General features: G+C 64.5%; 14 protein-coding genes. 2 read left to right on the top strand and 12 right to left on the bottom strand.

All coding sequences use genetic code 11. The annotated features are described in order from the left end of the window. Window positions 1-68: 68 nt before the first annotated feature. Window positions 69-1,652: a GTPase HflX gene (hflX, locus tag ACR0R4_RS08935; protein ID WP_433647015.1), complete on the bottom strand. Its 1,584-nt coding sequence runs from the start codon at window positions 1,650-1,652 to the stop codon at window positions 69-71. Between the two features lie 104 nt (window positions 1,653-1,756). Here hflX and ACR0R4_RS08940 point away from each other — a divergent pair, with 104 nt between their 5' ends. After that, entirely contained in the window at window positions 1,757-2,374 is a 618-nt protein-coding gene (locus ACR0R4_RS08940; protein WP_433647016.1) for a class I SAM-dependent methyltransferase, read from the top strand. Between the two features lie 4 nt (window positions 2,375-2,378). Here the strand turns inward: ACR0R4_RS08940 and dapF are convergent, their stop codons facing one another. Continuing rightward, window positions 2,379-3,257: a diaminopimelate epimerase gene (gene dapF / locus ACR0R4_RS08945; protein WP_433647017.1), complete on the bottom strand. Its 879-nt coding sequence runs from the start codon at window positions 3,255-3,257 to the stop codon at window positions 2,379-2,381. A gap of 72 nt (window positions 3,258-3,329) precedes the next feature. Here dapF and ACR0R4_RS08950 point away from each other — a divergent pair, with 72 nt between their 5' ends. Next, on the top strand, window positions 3,330-3,953 hold the full coding sequence (locus ACR0R4_RS08950; RefSeq protein ID WP_433647018.1) for a 4'-phosphopantetheinyl transferase family protein: 624 nt from the start codon (window positions 3,330-3,332) through the stop codon (window positions 3,951-3,953). Here ACR0R4_RS08950 and ACR0R4_RS08955 read toward each other — a convergent pair. The 10 genes from ACR0R4_RS08955 to pgsA form a co-directional block, all read right to left on the bottom strand. Then, window positions 3,919-5,307 carry a M1 family metallopeptidase gene (locus tag ACR0R4_RS08955; RefSeq protein ID WP_433647019.1) on the bottom strand — a complete coding sequence of 463 codons (1,389 nt, stop codon included), beginning with the start codon at window positions 5,305-5,307 and terminating at the stop codon, window positions 3,919-3,921. The two genes, ACR0R4_RS08950 and ACR0R4_RS08955, sit on opposite strands and share 35 nt — an antisense overlap. Continuing rightward, window positions 5,307-9,272, bottom strand: a complete 3,966-nt coding sequence (locus ACR0R4_RS08960) for a Pls/PosA family non-ribosomal peptide synthetase (RefSeq protein ID WP_433647020.1) — start codon at window positions 9,270-9,272, stop codon at window positions 5,307-5,309. The genes ACR0R4_RS08955 and ACR0R4_RS08960 overlap by 1 nt, the downstream gene beginning before the upstream one ends. Before the next feature lie 94 nt (window positions 9,273-9,366). Continuing rightward, a complete protein-coding gene (gene miaA / locus ACR0R4_RS08965) occupies window positions 9,367-10,284 on the bottom strand; it encodes a tRNA (adenosine(37)-N6)-dimethylallyltransferase MiaA (RefSeq protein ID WP_433647021.1) in 918 nt (305 codons plus the stop codon). Next, on the bottom strand, window positions 10,281-11,822 hold the full coding sequence (miaB, locus tag ACR0R4_RS08970; protein WP_433647022.1) for a tRNA (N6-isopentenyl adenosine(37)-C2)-methylthiotransferase MiaB: 1,542 nt from the start codon (window positions 11,820-11,822) through the stop codon (window positions 10,281-10,283). Before miaB ends, miaA begins: the two co-directional genes overlap by 4 nt. A 74-nt stretch (window positions 11,823-11,896) precedes the next feature. Then, window positions 11,897-12,634 carry a regulatory protein RecX gene (locus ACR0R4_RS08975; protein ID WP_433647023.1) on the bottom strand — a complete coding sequence of 246 codons (738 nt, stop codon included), beginning with the start codon at window positions 12,632-12,634 and terminating at the stop codon, window positions 11,897-11,899. A gap of 9 nt (window positions 12,635-12,643) precedes the next feature. Next, window positions 12,644-13,717 (bottom strand): recombinase RecA, encoded by a 1,074-nt coding sequence (recA, locus tag ACR0R4_RS08980; protein ID WP_433647024.1) that lies wholly within the window; start codon window positions 13,715-13,717, stop codon window positions 12,644-12,646. A 275-nt stretch (window positions 13,718-13,992) separates the two neighbouring features. Then, window positions 13,993-14,214 carry a DUF3046 domain-containing protein gene (locus tag ACR0R4_RS08985; RefSeq protein WP_433647025.1) on the bottom strand — a complete coding sequence of 74 codons (222 nt, stop codon included), beginning with the start codon at window positions 14,212-14,214 and terminating at the stop codon, window positions 13,993-13,995. Continuing rightward, window positions 14,214-14,540: a helix-turn-helix domain-containing protein gene (locus ACR0R4_RS08990; protein WP_433647026.1), complete on the bottom strand. Its 327-nt coding sequence runs from the start codon at window positions 14,538-14,540 to the stop codon at window positions 14,214-14,216. Before ACR0R4_RS08990 ends, ACR0R4_RS08985 begins: the two co-directional genes overlap by 1 nt. Window positions 14,541-14,716: 176 nt before the next feature. Beyond that, window positions 14,717-15,247, bottom strand: coding sequence for a CinA family protein (locus ACR0R4_RS08995; RefSeq protein ID WP_433647027.1), 531 nt, complete (start codon window positions 15,245-15,247; stop codon window positions 14,717-14,719). 5 nt (window positions 15,248-15,252) lie between these two features. Continuing rightward, a complete protein-coding gene (gene pgsA, locus ACR0R4_RS09000; protein WP_433647028.1) occupies window positions 15,253-15,852 on the bottom strand; it encodes a CDP-diacylglycerol--glycerol-3-phosphate 3-phosphatidyltransferase in 600 nt (199 codons plus the stop codon). Window position 15,853 lies beyond the last annotated feature (1 nt).

The raw sequence follows: 15,853 nt of genomic DNA on the forward strand, positions 1-15,853 counted from the left end.
GGCAGAAATATGACCTCGGCGAAACTACTGGTTCCGAAGACATGCGCCAGGCGGCCGCGACGGCCTGACTAGGCGGAAGCAGGGGTGTTCAGAATAAACGGGTCAAGCTTGGCGAGCGTTTCTCCGCTTACGTATGCCCGAACACGGGTGCCTTCCTCGACGTACTCCGTCTCGAGTACCCGGTTTCGCTCGTGCAGCTCGGCAACGAGGTCGCCTCGTTCGTAGGGCACGATGACGGTCACTTCTCGATCGGGAACGGGCAGCGTCGCGTCGATTCGGGCCTTCAGCTCGGCGATGCCCTCGCCGGTACGGGCGGAGACGAACACCGCGTCGGGTGCGAGCCCGTGCAGCACCAGCCGCTGTGTATCGTCGATCAGATCGGCCTTGTTGAAGACCACGATTTCGGGGATCGACTGCGCCTCGACCTCAGCGATCACCTGGCGCACGGTCTTCAGCTGCGCCTCCGGTTCGGGGTGGGACGCATCAACCACGTGCACGATCACGTCGGCCCCGGCCACCTCCTCGAAGGTGGAACGGAACGCTTCAACGAGCTGATGCGGCAGGCTCCTGACAAACCCAACGGTGTCAGTAAAGGTGTAACTGCGACCATCCGAGGTTTCCGCGTGTCGCACCGTGGTGTCGAGAGTGGCAAAGAGTTGGTTCTGCACGAGCGCCTCCGCGCCCGTGAGTCGGTTGAGCAGGCTCGATTTCCCGGCGTTGGTGTAGCCAGCGATTGCGACCGATGGCACCTCGCCGCGTTTGCGGTTCGCTCGCTTGGCCTCGCGCGCCGGAGCGAACTCAGCGATCTGCTTGCGCAGCTTCGCCATTCGCGTGTTGATGCGGCGCCGATCAAGCTCGATCTTGGTTTCACCCGGACCGCGTGAACCCATGCCGGCCCCGGCAGCGCCCACTTGCCCGCCTGCCTGCCGCGACATCGAGTCGCCCCAGCCGCGCAGGCGCGGCAGCAAGTACCGCAATTGTGCGAGCTCAACCTGAGCCTTACCTTCGCGACTCTTCGCGTGCTGGCTGAAAATATCGAGGATCACCGCGGTACGGTCGATCACCTTGACCTTCACGACATCTTCGAGTGCTCGGCGCTGGCTCGGCGCGAGTTCGGTGTCAGCAACAACGGTGTCAGCACCCTCCGCCGCCACCATCTCGGCAAGCTCTTGTGCCTTCCCCTTGCCGAAGTAGGTCGCCGGATCAGGGTTTGCCCGACGCTGGAGCAAGCCGTCGATGACTCGCGCCCCGGCAGTCTCAGCGAGCGCCGCGAGCTCGCGCAGCGAGTTCTCAGCGTCCTCCTGCCCATGCTTCCCATTGGAGCTGTAGACACCAATCAGAATGACATTTTCCAGTCGCAGCTGCCGGTACTCGACCTCCGTGACGTCTTCGAGTTCGGTCGAGAGCCCGGGCACACGCTTGAGCGACGCGCGTTCTTCGCGTTCGAGCCGAATCGAGTCGAGGTCCTTCCCCAATTGGTCGTGAACTTCATCGCCGAGCGCCTGCGCGCCGCCGGTGAGGTCGCGAATCACCGTGGCGTGGCCTGCACCCTGGGCGCGCGCCAACACCCGGTCAAGCGGATCTCCAGGGTCGTGCGACGCTGGGGTGTTCGGCTGATCCGCTGCTGTGGAGGGCGATTCTGATTTGGTCATCTGAATTCCAGTCTAAGTCGGGACGTGGTCTTCGGCCCTGCTGTTCACCCACAGCGCACCACACCCGTGGGGCACGCGCCCGGTGAGACTGAGATACTGGGTCGGTGACACAGCACTACTTCTCAGAATCCCCAGTCGGCGATGCCAGGCAGCGCGAGATCGAGGTTGAGCTCGCCGGAGCGCCCAGGCTGCTCGTGACCGCGGGCGGCGTCTTCAGCCCCGAGCACCTCGACCAGGGAACCGCTGTGCTGCTTCGCACCCTGGAGAAGGCATCGCACGGCGCGACACCCCTCACGGGACCGCTCCTCGACCTCGGGTGCGGATGGGGTCCCATCGCCCTTTCCGCGGCGCTATCCCACCCAGATGCGGAGATCTGGGCGGTCGACATCAACGAACGGGCGCGGTCACTCGCATCAGCAAACGCCGCGCGCCTGGGCCTGGAAAATCTGCGGGTTGCCGCACCGGCTGACGTACCGACAGCCGTTGAATTTGCTGAGATCCACTCGAACCCTCCGATTCGCATCGGCAAGCAGGCGCTGCACGCGCTCCTCGCGCAGTGGCTCCCGCGACTTGCGCCCGGTGGATCCGCCACCCTCGTTGTCGCGAAGCATCTGGGGGCCGATTCGCTTCAAGCGTGGATCGCGGCCGAGTTTCCTGAGCTCTCTGTCACCCGCATCGCGCGCGACAAGGGGTTTTCGGTCATCAGAGCCGTCAAAGACTAGAGACCTATTCAGGCAACTCGATCGTGCCGCGATAGACGAGTTCAGCTGGCCCCGACAGCGACACGTGCTCCCCCTCCTCGGTCGGAAACATGCGCACCGCGAGCCGACCGCCGGGAACCTCTACGCTCCAGTGATTGGGCATCCCCTCGCCTCCCCAATAGCGGAAGGCAAGCGCCGCGGCCGCAGTTCCCGTGCCGCACGAGAGGGTCTCGCCAGAGCCGCGCTCATGCACCCGCATGCGAATTCGGGCGACACCGTCTTTGATGAGCGGTTCCTCCGGCACGACGAACTCGACGTTCGCGCCCGACTCGGGCGCTGGATCCAGCGTCGGCGCGTCGCTGAGCTCCAGACCGTCGAGCTTGGCATCGGCGGCGAGCGCCGTCACCACGTGCGGATTCCCGAGGTCTATGCCCTGGCCGGGCCTCGGCACGTGCAACCCGCGCGCGGCGACCAGGTACTCCTCGGTGAGACGCCACCTCCCGAGATCCACCGTGTAGCCAGACACGCCAGCGAGCACGTCTTTCACCCCGGCACGCGTGCCGATGGGAAGGGTGTCGCGCCGCTCAGGTGTCACCAGCCCTTCGGTGATGAGGTAGTGGGCGTAGACGCGAATGCCATTTCCGCACATTTCAGCGGGCGTGCCGTCGGCATTCCAGTAATCCATGAACCATTCGGCTGCCGGCTCTTCGGCAAGCACAGCTGCACCCTCGGGGAGTGCGCGTGAGCGAACCGCGCGAATGATGCCGTCTGCCCCGATGCCAAAATGTCGATCGCACAGAAACCTGATCTGTTCGGGGGTGAGCGTCAACTCGCCGTCTGGATCGGTAAAGAGCACGAAGTCGTTCCCTGTGCCATGGCCTTTGGTGAACGTCAGAGAGGGCATGCCTCAAGTCTAAAGGGTGGCCCCCGCGCATCCGCTGGGCCACCCTCGGCCCTGGCTTGCTAGCATCGCGGCATGGGCGAACGAGGTGATCAACTCCACGGGAACCGGCTGTCAGCACTCGGAGCGACCCTCGCCTGGCAGCTCGCCACGCCCACGCAAGACCGTCACGCGCTGGCACGATCACTGCTGCGCGAGTTGCTGGGCGAAGAGTCGCGCTTTTCCTCAGTGTGCCCGGAGTGTGGAGGCGCACACGGCCCAGTACAGGCACGGCTCCCCCGCGGCCCTGCCCCCCTCGTCAGCATGACCTACGCGGGCACGCTCGTCGTCGTGGGAGCGGCACCGGCCCTGACTGTGGCCTTTGGCATTGACGCAGAGATCGATTCGGGAGATCGAAGACGAGCCATTTCCGAGGCGATCGGCAGCGCGGAGCTGTGCGACTGGACACGGCTTGAGGCGGTCGCCAAGGCCAGGCGCACCGGTCTGCGAGACGAGGTGCGCGCGCTCGACTGCACCGGTGATGCACACGGGTGGATCGCCCCGCCGATGCCCGGTCTCCCAGAACTGCGCGGAGTCGACCTCACGCTGACCCTGCCCGGCAAGCACGGAACCGCGCTCATCAGCGTGGCGCTCGCCGCCGCCACCCCGTCACCGGATGCGCCCGCTACTTTCCCGCCTTCGTCGGCTTCAGCTGGTTGAGGGGCGTGAGTGCTTTCTGGGCCTTGGGCACTCTGTCACCCTTCGGAAGCTTGGAAGGCTTCGGCAGCTTCGGAAGCTTCTCGTCGAGGAGCCAGCTGTGCCACAGGCCTTCGAGCGGTTCTGCGGTGAATGATTGCGCCAACCTCAGGAAATCTTCGCTGCGCACTTGGCGGTGGGAGTTTTCCGTGGACCAGGCCAGCAGAAGCGCACGAAACTTCGCGTCTCCCAGGGTTCGCCGGAGAGCCTCCAGGAGCAGCGCCCCCCGCTTGTAGACGCGGTCGTCGAACATGTCGGCCGCGCCGGGATTCGAAAGTAGTAGATCCTGCGGCAGTGCCGAGAGCAGCTCATGGTGCTCCTGTGCGCACTGGGCGATCGTCTGGCGGCCCGAGGCTTCGGCCCAGATCCACTCGGAGAAGCAGCAAAACCCCTCGTTCAGCCAGATGTCCTTCCAACGTGAAATCGCCACGCTGTTCCCGAACCACTGGTGCGCAAGCTCATGCGCCAGGAGTCGCTGTTCGGCGGCTGCAGCATGGTTCGACCCGAAGGTCACGAGGCCCTGCGATTCGAGGGGGATCTCAAGCTCCTCCTCCACCACCACCACCGTCAGGTCCTCCTGTGGGTAGGGCCCGAACCACGTTTCGAACTCGCGCACCATGTCGACCATCGGAGCGAACGCGCGCAGCATCTCGGGTGCCTGACGGCGCGGTGTCACGAGTCGACCGACCGTCGCCCCCGAACGCAGCGGGATGTTGAGGGGAAACTCCGCATACTGCCCCACGTGCGCGGCGACGAGATAGGTCGCCGTCGGTACCTCGCTCGTGAACGACCAGGTTCGCGTGCCCCCGCGCTGGGTGACCTCTCCGGGCACCCCGCTGATCGCGACGAAGAATTCGGCATCTGTGGTGAAACGGATCTCGTAGGTCGCGCGGTTGGCAATGCGATCGTTGCACGGAAACCAGGTCGGTGCCCCGGTGGGCTGGGCGGCGACAAGCGCCCCGTTTTCGAGTTCTTCCCACCCCAGCTGCCCCCAATGCGAGCGGCGCGGAGCTGGGCTCCCCGCGTACTGAATCTCGACGACCAGCGTGGCTCCCGCTTCGCGGGCCTCTGCAAACTTCACGACGAGTGCGTGGTCGGTCTGTTTCACGTCGCGGTGGGGTGCCCCATTCACCCGCACCTTCTTGGCCCGAAGCCCGACCAGGTCGAGGCGGATCGCGCTCGTGCGTTCCACGATTGTGATCGTCAGTCTCGCCGTGCCGGACAGCCGGTTCGTTCGCGGCGTGTACGTGAGGTCGAGTGCGTATCGCGCGACCTCGTACCGGGAGTCTCCGCTATTGGGCGTGTATTGGTCACCCATTATTTCGTGGTCTGGTAGGCGCGCACCTTGACCGCTTTCCACGGCCCGATTGGGTTGCCGCTCCAGCGAGATCCCACCGGCACGGTCTCCCCACGCATGACGAGCGAGGCCGGCCCCACCGTCGCGTTCGCGCCAATGGTGGCAGCGGGCAGAATCACGCTGTGGGGCCCGAGCGTTGCCCCGGGTTCGAGTTCGACGGTGTCCATGCTCATAATTCGATCATGAAAGAGGTGGGTCTGTACAACGCACCCGCGGTTGACAGTGGATCCGGCACCCAGCGTGACGAGATCCGGCTCTGGGAGCCAATAGGATTCGCACCAGACCCCGGTACCGATGCGTGCACCCAGCGAACGCAGCCAGAGCGCCAGCGCCGGTGTGCCAGATGCCGCACGGGCAAACCACGGTGCCGCCACCATCTCCGTGAAGGTGTCGGAGACCTCGGTGCGCCAGACGAAGCTAGACCACAGCGGTGCCTCACCGGCGCGAATCACGCCGACGATGATCCACTTTGCGAGCGTGGTGATCGCGGCAGCGACCGCACCCGCAACGAGCATCACGACTCCTGACAGCAGCAGGATCCACACGGGCCCCAGCGACTGCCACAGCCATGCCATGACGAGCAAGACACTCAAGCCGAGTGCCGCGGTCACAAAGACCGGCACAAGTCTGCCGAGTTCCCACAGCGCACGCGCGATCCGCAACTTCGCGCCGGGGTTGAAGGTGCGGGTATCGTCACCCGTTTGCGCCACTCGGCGCAGCCTCACCGCGGGGGAACCGAGCCAGGATGAGCCCGATTTCGACTTCTCCGGGGCGACGGAGAGCACCGCGACGAGTGAATCCTTGGCGACTCGGTGCCCCGGGCCGGCCATCCCGGAGTTGCCTAGGAATGCGCGCTTGCCGATGCGTACCGGGCCGATCCGCATCCACCCGCGGTGGAGTTCGTACGAGGCCACCATCGTGTCGTCCGCGAGAAACGCACCGTCGTCAATGCGTGTCATGCACGGAAGCAACAACACGGTGGATGCCTCGACGTTCTTGCCGACGGTCGCTCCCAGCAGGCGCAGCCACACCGGGGTGAACAGGCTGGAGTAGAGCGGAAAGAGGAAGGTGCGGGCCGCGTCTAGCAGTCGCTCGGTGGTCCACACCTGCCAGCCGACACGACTGTGCACAGGGAAGGTTCCCTCGCGGAGCCCGAGCGCGAGGAGGCGCACCAGCACGACGACGGCACCGGCGTAGATGAAGCCGGCAACGAGAACCGCGGGCACGAGCGCCAGGAGTGCCAGGCCGTAGATCTCGGGGAGCGTGCCCTGGCCGCGTACCGCGAGTGCCACGAGCCCGCCCCCGGCCGCGAACGACACGAATGGGAGCAGTGCGAGTCCCAGAGAGGAGAACGCATAGGCCGCGCGCCAGAGGGGCGACTGACGCGGGGGCGCCTCGGGCCACCGAACCGAGGTTCCTCCGACCCGCACCGCGGGTGAACCGGCCCAGGTCTGATTCGCCTTCACCCGACCGAAGACCGCCGAGCCCGGAGCGATCTCCGCACCGTCATCAATGCGGGTTCCCGGAGCCAGCACCGATCGTGCCCCGATCGTGACATGCTCGCCGATCTGCACCCTGCCGACCCGGAGCACATCGCCGTCAATCCAGTAACCGCTGAGATCGACTTCAGGCTCGATTGCGGATCCCCGCCCAATCTCGAGCATCCCGGTGATGGGCGGCAGCGTGTGCAGGTTGACGTCTCGCGAAATCTTGGCTCCCAGCGCGCGCGCGTAGAGCATCACCCAGGGGGCTCCCGCGCTTCCGACGGCATCGATCTGATCGGCGAAGTGTTCGGCCAGCCACAGCCGCATGTGCACGAACCCGCCCCGAGGGTAGTCCCCGGGGGAGACCCCTGCGAGCAACACTCGTGCGGCGAGCGCGGCGATGGCCATGCGACCGAACGGTGTCAGGATCAGCACAATACCGAAGAGCAGCACCCAGATCGGCGCGCTCGGCAGCGCCTCAAAGCCCGTGGTCAAGTTCAGGATCGTTCCCGCGGTGAGGATGTAGATGAGCCACCGCAGCCCGCTAACCAGGAACAATGGCACGCCGGCGATGCTCTGCACCCACTGGGTACCTTTTGACGTGGGTTCGGGCGAGTGAAAACTCGCGGGGTCGCTCACCTCCTCCACCGCGGCGATGGCCTTTGCCATGGCCGACAGCCTGGGCACATCGTAGACATCGGCGACGGAGTACTCAGGTACTCGCGTGCGGATGCGAGAGACGAGCTGCGCTGCGGTGAGGGATCCGCCGCCGAGGTCGAAGAAATCCGCCTGTGCCGAGTTCGGGGCGATACCTAAGACCGCCTGCCACTGTTCGCCCAGCCAGCGTTCAGTCTCGGTGAATTCCTCAGGCATCGGTTCCTCGACTCCAGGCAGCGGCCATGGGAGGGCATCCCGATCTACCTTGCCGGAGGTACGCATGGGCAAGTCTTCGACCACCGCGAGCAGTGGCATCACGCCGGCGGCCAGCCTGCCAGCGAGAGAGCTTCGGGCGTGCGTCCGATCAAATGGCGTCTCGCTCTCGACCACCAGGTAGCCGACGAGCAGCGGCACCCCGGACTCACTGGTGCGCACGGCCACGGCCGCGGCCGTCACGCCGGGAAGATCCTGCAACGCCGATTCGACCTCGCCGAGCTCGATGCGTCGACCCCCAACCTTCACCTGGTCGTCCGCGCGCCCCAGAAAGAGCAGCCCCTCAGGCTCATACTTCACCAGGTCGCCGGAACGATACGCACGCTCCCAGCCCAGCGTCGGCATTGGCGCGTACTTCTCGGCATCCTTGGCAGGATCGAGGTACCGGGCAAGACCCACTCCTCCGATGATGAGTTCACCCGATTCCCCCGGAGCAACGCGGAAACCGCCTGGATCGACCACCGCAAGATCCCACCCGTCGAGCGGCAGTCCGATGCGCACCGGGGAGGCGCCGTCAAGGCGACAGCCGCACGCGACGACCGTCGCCTCGGTGGGGCCGTAGGTGTTCCACACCTCTCGATCTTCATCGACGAGCCTGGCCGCGAGTTCGGGCGGGCACGCCTCTCCCCCAAAGATCAGGAGTCGGACGTTTTCAATCGCCTCGCGCGGCCACATGGCAGCGAGTGTTGGCACCGTGGAGACCACCGTGATGCCCTGGCGCACGAGCCACTGGGCCAGGTCCTCTCCCGCCCGCACGAGCGCACGCGGAGCGGGCACCAGGCACGCGGCGTGACGCCAGGCCAACCACATCTCTTCGCACGAAGCATCAAACGCGACCGAGAGGCCAGCGAGCACCCGGTCGCCGGGACCGAGCGGGCGAGACTGCACGAACATGCGCGCCTCGGCGTCGACGAACGCGGCCGCCGATCGGTGCGTGACCGCGACACCCTTGGGTACCCCGGTCGAACCCGACGTGAAGATGACCCAGGCGTCGTCATCCGGCTTTGGATCCGGTCCGGCCTGAGCTCCCTGACGAACTGCTGCGCCGTCCTCGCCTGCTGGATCCACTGGCCCCGAGTCAGCCACGGAGGCTTCCTCGCGAATCCCCGGGCGGGTGCTCCGCACGTACTGCGGGCCGTTTCCCACGATCCCGGCGACGTCTGCTTCACCGAAGACCAGCCGAGCCCGCTCGTCGGTATCGTCGGCATCGACCGGCACGTAGGCTGCCCCGGCGAACATGATCGCGAGAATGGCGATGTAGAGGTCTGCCGAGCCGGAATCAATCCGAACGCCCACCCGGTCTCCTGGCCGGACCCCCTCAGTTCTCAACTCGCCTGCGAGGAGTTCGACCGCGGCGAGCAACTCACGATAACTGAGCGCCCCCGCCCCCGCGTCAAGCGCGGACGCGTCGGGATGGGCAAGGGTCGACTGACGCAGGATGTCGATCAGCGTGCGTTCGGGCGCGGCGAATGCTGCCCGGTTCAGGGCTTCCTGCGAATCAGCGTGGCTCATGCGGCGAAGTCTATTCCAGCGACGTAAACGGGAGTTCACATGGCTGGAAGCTTGCCCGACGAACCGGACCTGTGGACGCTGCGTCGTGAACTGATCAGCCGGCGGTGGTGGGCTGCGGGGAGATCAGCTCAGGGTCGGGCGAGGCGATCCACTCAATGTCGGGGTAGCGCTTAAACCAGCTCACCTGCCGTCGCGCGTAACGGCGCGTGAGCGCCTGTGTCTCGGCGATCGCCACGGCCTCGGTTTTCTCACCAGCGAGCTGCGCGAGTGCCTGCGCATACCCAATGGCGCGGGAGGCGGTCTTTCCGTGCTCTATGCCGTGGGGAATAAGGGCGCGCACCTCTTCCAGGAGCCCGTCCGACCACATCTGCTCGACGCGTCGGTCGAGCCTCCTCACCAGGTCAGCGCGCTCGGCGTGCACGGCGATCGTGCGGGTGTGCGTACGCCAGTACTCGGGCACCTGAGGTAGGGTTCCGTGGGCCCTCTCGCCCAGCGCAGCCACCTCAAGCGCGCGAACCACGCGTCGTCCGTTCCGCGAGTCGACTGCAGCCGCCGCCACCGGATCAAGCGCGCGCAAACGCTGCGCGAGAGCCGCCACCCCGAGCTCAGTGAGCTCGCGCTCGAGCGTGGCGCGAAGCGCCTCATCGCGAGGGGGAAATTGGAAGTCGAAGATGAGGCTGGAGACGTACAGGCCCGATCCGCCCACCACAATCGCATCATGACCGCGCTCGTGGATCTCAGTGATGAGTGCGCGCGCGGTGGGCTGATACCAGGCCACGGTGGCTTCCTGACTGGGTTCCAGCGCGTCAAACAAGTGATGCACGATTCCGCGTCGGTGCGCGGGGGCGAGCTTTGCCGTGCCGATATTCATGCCGCGGTAGAGCTGCATCGCATCCGCGTTCACGATCTCGGCCGTGCGACCCGACGCTGCCAGTTGCTCCGCGAGTGCCAGTGACAGCGCGGTCTTACCGGTACCAGTGGCACCGACGATGGCCCAGAGCGAACCGGTCACAGCACCCGAAGCGTCGGGAGCCCGAGGCTGACCGCCCGAGGAGCGCCGCTCAGGTCGGTGGGTGCCGGAGCTGCACAGCTGTCGGCCTCTCGTCGATCCCATGCGTCGCCCGCTCGTGTGCGCCGCACCGCATAGGGACCACCGGCTGCGGGGTCGGCGATGATGAAGTGCGGAGCCGCGCCCGTGACCTGTACCGTGACGACATCGCCAGGACGCGGGACATCTGCATTCGCCGGGATGGCGAAGTGCACGAGCCGGTTATCTTCGGCCCTGCCCGTTAAGCGCCGGGTGGCATCGTCTTTACGACCCTCGCTCGCGGCGACGAGAACGTCGACGGTGCGCCCGATCTGTGCGTGGTTTTCCTCAAAGGAGATCCGCTCCTGCAACGCGTGCAGCCGCGTGTAGCGCTCCTGCACGATCGCCTTCGGAATCTGCTGTTCCATCTCGGCTGCTGGGGTGCCCGGACGGATCGAGTATTGGAACGTGTACGCGCTCGAGAACCGAGAGGCCTCCACCACGCGCATCGTATCCTCGAAGTCTTCGTCGGTCTCACCCGGGAATCCCACGATGATGTCGGTGGTGATCGAGGCGTTGGGAATTTGCGCACGTACCCGGTCAAGGATCCCGAGAAACTTCGTGCTCCGATAGGAACGTCGCATCGCCTTGAGGATCGCGTCTGAGCCGGATTGCAGAGGCATGTGCAGTTGCGGCATGACGTTTGGAGTCTCGGCCATTGCCGCAATCACGTCGTCGGTGAACGCTGCGGGGTGCGGGCTGGTGAAGCGAACCCGTTCGAGCCCTTCGATGTCTCCCATGGCGCGCAGGAGCTTGCCGAAGGCCTCACGGTCTCCGAACTCCACCCCGTAGGTGTTGACGTTCTGTCCCAGGAGTGTCACTTCGATCGCACCATCGTCGACGAGCGCCTGCACCTCAGCCAAGATCTCGCCAGGCCTGCGATCCTTTTCCTTTCCTCGAAGGGCGGGAACGATGCAGAAGGTACAGGTATTGTTGCAGCCGACCGAAATGGACACCCACCCGCTCGATGCTGAGTCGCGCTTGGTCGGGAGCGTCGAGGGGAACACCTCGAGCGACTCGAGAATCTCGACCTGCGCTTCTTGGTTGTGCCGCGCTCGCTCGAGGAGGACCGGCAGCGATCCCATGTTGTGGGTGCCGAATACCACGTCCACCCAGGGTGCCTTCTTCACGATGGTGCCCTGGTCCTTCTGAGCGAGACAACCCCCGACCGCGATTTGCATGCCTACGCGCTCGCGCTTCACGCTCGCGAGAATGCCGAGATTGCCGTAGAGCTTATTCGCCGCATTTTCGCGCACCGCGCAGGTGTTGATGACCACCACGTCGGCCTCATCGGGCACGCTCGCTGCAACATAGCCGGCGGCCTCAAGAGAACCTGCCAATCGCTCTGAGTCGTGCACGTTCATCTGACAACCCAAGGTGCGAACCGTGTAACTGCGCGGAGTTCCATCAGGGCCAAGTGCAGCGGACGACGGAGCTATGGGGGTGACAACTGCAGAGGGCATGTGCCCAATTCTACCGACCGTGAAATGTGCTGCGGCCGAGCGCTCGGGTCACGACTCAAGCCGCGCTCGGGGCGCTATTGAAACCGCACTCCAGATCCGGAACGAAGCCCATCCAGTGCCTCACGGGCGGCACGCGAGGCCGATTCACCTGACCAGCCGCGGCGTGCGAGAAAACCGAGAAGCCGCCGCTCGGCGGTCTGGCGATCGAGACCACTCATCTTCCGTGCACGTTCCGCAGCCGCGGTCCGGAGAAGCGCGAACTCCTCGTCATCATCGAGCTCACCGAGCACTTCCTCGATAACACCCTGAGGAATCAGGCGGTCGCGGAGCTTCATCCGAATCTGGCTGCGGCTCGATCCTTTGCGCTCCCGGAGCGACTCAGTGACTCTCCGAGCGAGGCCAAGATCGTCGAGGTAGAGACTCGCGACGAACTCGTCAATCGCCGCATCAATGTCCCATGCCGGGTGGCCGATGTTCAGGAGATCTCTTCGAAGCTCCCCAGAGGACAGCGCGCGGCGCGCGAGCAGCCGCACACCATCCTCCTGGGTGCTTCGCTCAGGTGCGGACTCTGTCTCGAATCCGGGCTCTCCCGCGTACTCCGACTCAATTCCTGGTTCGGACCCAATCTCTGACTCGGACACAAAGGGAGGATTCAGCCGAGGAGCGTACTGGGTCTCGACCCCGGCTCGAATCGCCTCCGGGAGTCGGGATCGAAGCTCAATGACCTCCGCGAGATCGGGTCGGTCGCCCCGTCGGTCATCTCTGTTCTCAGGCTCCGAAGCCGGAGGAACGGGCAGGAAACGCACCACCATGAGGATGCGCTATGCGCCCAGTCGCTCGTCGCGAAGAGGTTCTGCGTGGCTTTCTTCGACCGCCGCGACCACGGGAGCGTTCGGGTCGTCTTTCACGCCCAGCTTCACGAGAATCTTCTCTTCTATCTCAGCGGCAATATCAGGGTGCTGAATGAGGAAGCGACGCGAATTCTCCATTCCCTGTCCCAGCTGATCACCTTCATAGGTGTACCAGGCACCGCTCTTCTTCACGAGACCATGCTCCACGCCAAAATCGATCAGTGAGCCTTCGCGTGAGATGCCCACGCCGTACAGAATGTCGAATTCAGCCTGCTTAAAGGGCGGCGCCATCTTGTTTTTTACCACCTTGACACGCGTGCGGTTGCCTACTGCGTCGGTGCCGTCTTTCAGCGTTTGAATGCGACGAATGTCGAGGCGCACTGATGCGTAAAATTTCAGCGCTTTGCCACCAGACGTAGTTTCTGGACTCCCGAAAAACACCCCAATCTTCTCCCGCAACTGGTTGATGAAGATTGCTGTCGTGTTGGTCTGGCTCAGGCCACCGGTGATCTTACGGAGCGCCTGTGACATCAGGCGTGCCTGCAAGCCGACGTGGCTATCACCCATATCGCCCTCGATCTCGGCCTTCGGCACCAGTGCAGCCACCGAGTCGACCACCACCAGATCCACGGATCCCGAACGAATCAGCATGTCCGTGATCTCCAACGCCTGCTCACCAGTGTCGGGCTGCGACACAAGGAGCGCGTCGATGTCAACACCCAGTTTCTCTGCGTATACGGGGTCGAGCGCGTGCTCGGCATCAATGAAGGCGGCGATTCCGCCGGCGCGCTGCGCGTTTGCGATGGCATGCAGCGTGAGTGTCGTCTTCCCCGAAGATTCGGGGCCATATATCTCCACGATGCGGCCGCGCGGGAGTCCACCGATACCGAGAGCGACGTCAAGAGCGATCGAGCCGGTCGGGATGACCTCAACCTTCGGGCGATCTGTGCTCCCGAGGCGCATGATCGCACCCTTACCGAACTGTTTGTCAATATTCGCGAGCGCCATTTCAAGGGCTTTCTCGCGATCTTTGGGTGCTGCCATGAGCTTGTTCTCCTGCCGTCGGGGCGTGGGTCGCCGGGTTGCTGCCTACCTGCTGTCGTGTCCGGAGCGAAATACTCAGAACTGACAAGGCGTAGGTGGCTCGTGCTTCCGACCCTAGATTGCACCACCGACACTCAGCGTCGAAAGTGGCAATGTGTGGAGAGGAACGGCAACAAGATCACCTGGGAGCGAGAATACCCATGTTCGAACAAACTTTCGAAAGTATCACTCGGCGTGTCGGAACAGTCCGGGTGAGCCATCGCACGCCAGCGCGATCATTCTCGCGGGTCCCTGAGGCCGCGGCCATACCGACGATGCTCGGGAACCTGCATTTCGACGCACAAGGCATCCCACACACGTCGAGCCGGCACGCCCCGATCGAGCGCGTCCCGCGCGGTTCCCTCAAACTCCGCGAGCCAATAGTCACGCAAGAGAACTCCGGAGTAGACCTCCCCGAACTCCTCAGCCATTGCTCGCTGAAATTCGCTCAGCCGCACTACTTTCCTGCGAGCAGAGAAGGTCGATATCCGGAGACAAGATCCGCCGGAACGGTGTCGGGCACGCGAGACGAAAGCTGAACGCTCAGACCTTCAACCATCGCGAGCCGCTCACTCACTTCACCCATGATGACCGAGAGAGGCGTATCTAGCGCATCTGCGACCGCGGCGAGAATCTCACTTGAGGCTTCCTTCTGGCCGCGCTCAACCTCGCTGAGGTAGCCAAGCGCAACGCTCGCTTCGCCCGCTACCTGACGGAGGGTGCGCCCCTTCTGCAGGCGGAAGTCACGCAGCACATCGCCAATCTCCTGACGAACAAGTACCATCGCGTCCTCCTTTGCTCTGCACGACCGTGAGGCTATGCCTATCAGACTACCCGCTGATGCGCTGGAATGCGCCTCGGGGTGACACCTCTAGTCTGGCGGGTGTCACTGGGAATAACCGCGAGAACAGGCGGTGTATTCCTGAGCATTTCCTGAATCTGAGCCAAGTCGACTCATATTCACTCGCCGATCGCGTCATGGAGGAGTTGTAGCGCCTCTCGAACAGTCGCTTCTCGAATCGCCTGCCGGTTCCCGCTAATTTCGAAGAGCATGGCACGCTCCCCCTGGCCGGAACTGATGCCCAGCCACACCGTGCCTACACCTTGGCCCGTCTGCGGGTCAGGGTCAGGCCCGGCCACTCCAGTCGTGGAGATTCCGAATTGAACCTCCGTCGGCACGCTCGCGCGCCCCTGCGGCACCGCACAGGCGCGACGCACCCCACGAGCCATCTGAGTCGCGACCTCGGGATCCACCGGTCCTCGAGCCGCCAGCAATGCGGCATCGACGCCGAGAAGTGACGACTTGAGTGCGGTGTCATATGCCACGATGCCACCCGAAAAGACCCGAGAAGCACCGGGTACCGACACGATCGTGGCCGACAACAGCCCCCCAGTGAGTGACTCCGCAACAGCGAATCTCACGCCTAGCTCATCGGCTCTGTGTACTACCGCCCGCGCGAGCTCACCTGCTTTGGCAATTCGGTGTGGCATGTGAGCTACCTCGGCCGGGCCGAAGCCTGCCCAGCGCGGCCCAGACGGGCGAAATTCACAACGTAATCGATGCCGCTCGCAACTGTCAGCGCCACAGCGATCGTCATGGTCACGAGGTTCACCCAGTTGACCCAGTCACCGAGCAGCGAGGCGAGCGGAAAGAGCGCCAGCGCAATGGCCACCGATTGTGCAACGGTCTTCAGCTTTCCCATCCACGCTGCGGCGACCACGATGGTACGCGCTTCGAACAGCCGGTGCACGGTGATTCCGATCTCACGGACGAGCACCAGAACCGTGATCCACCAGGGAAGCTCACCGAGGATAGACAGGCCCACGAGGGCGGCTCCGGTCAAGAACTTGTCGGCAATGGGGTCGAGGAGTTTGCCGAGGTCGGTCACCAGGCCGCGAGAACGGGCGATGTATCCGTCCCACGCATCCGTCGCGATAGCTACGACGAAGAAGGCGGCGGCGGCCCAGCGAAGTGGGCCCATCTGGCCGTCATCCGCCAGAAGCATCCAGACGAAGAACGGCGTGGCAACGATCCTCGCGCCGGTGATGACATTCGGTGCATTCCAGTTGCTTGGCTTGGCCGGTGGTTGAGTCACA

The organism is Leucobacter fengyongliangi (genome assembly GCF_050971685.1).
GTDB lineage: Bacteria > Actinomycetota > Actinomycetes > Actinomycetales > Microbacteriaceae > Leucobacter.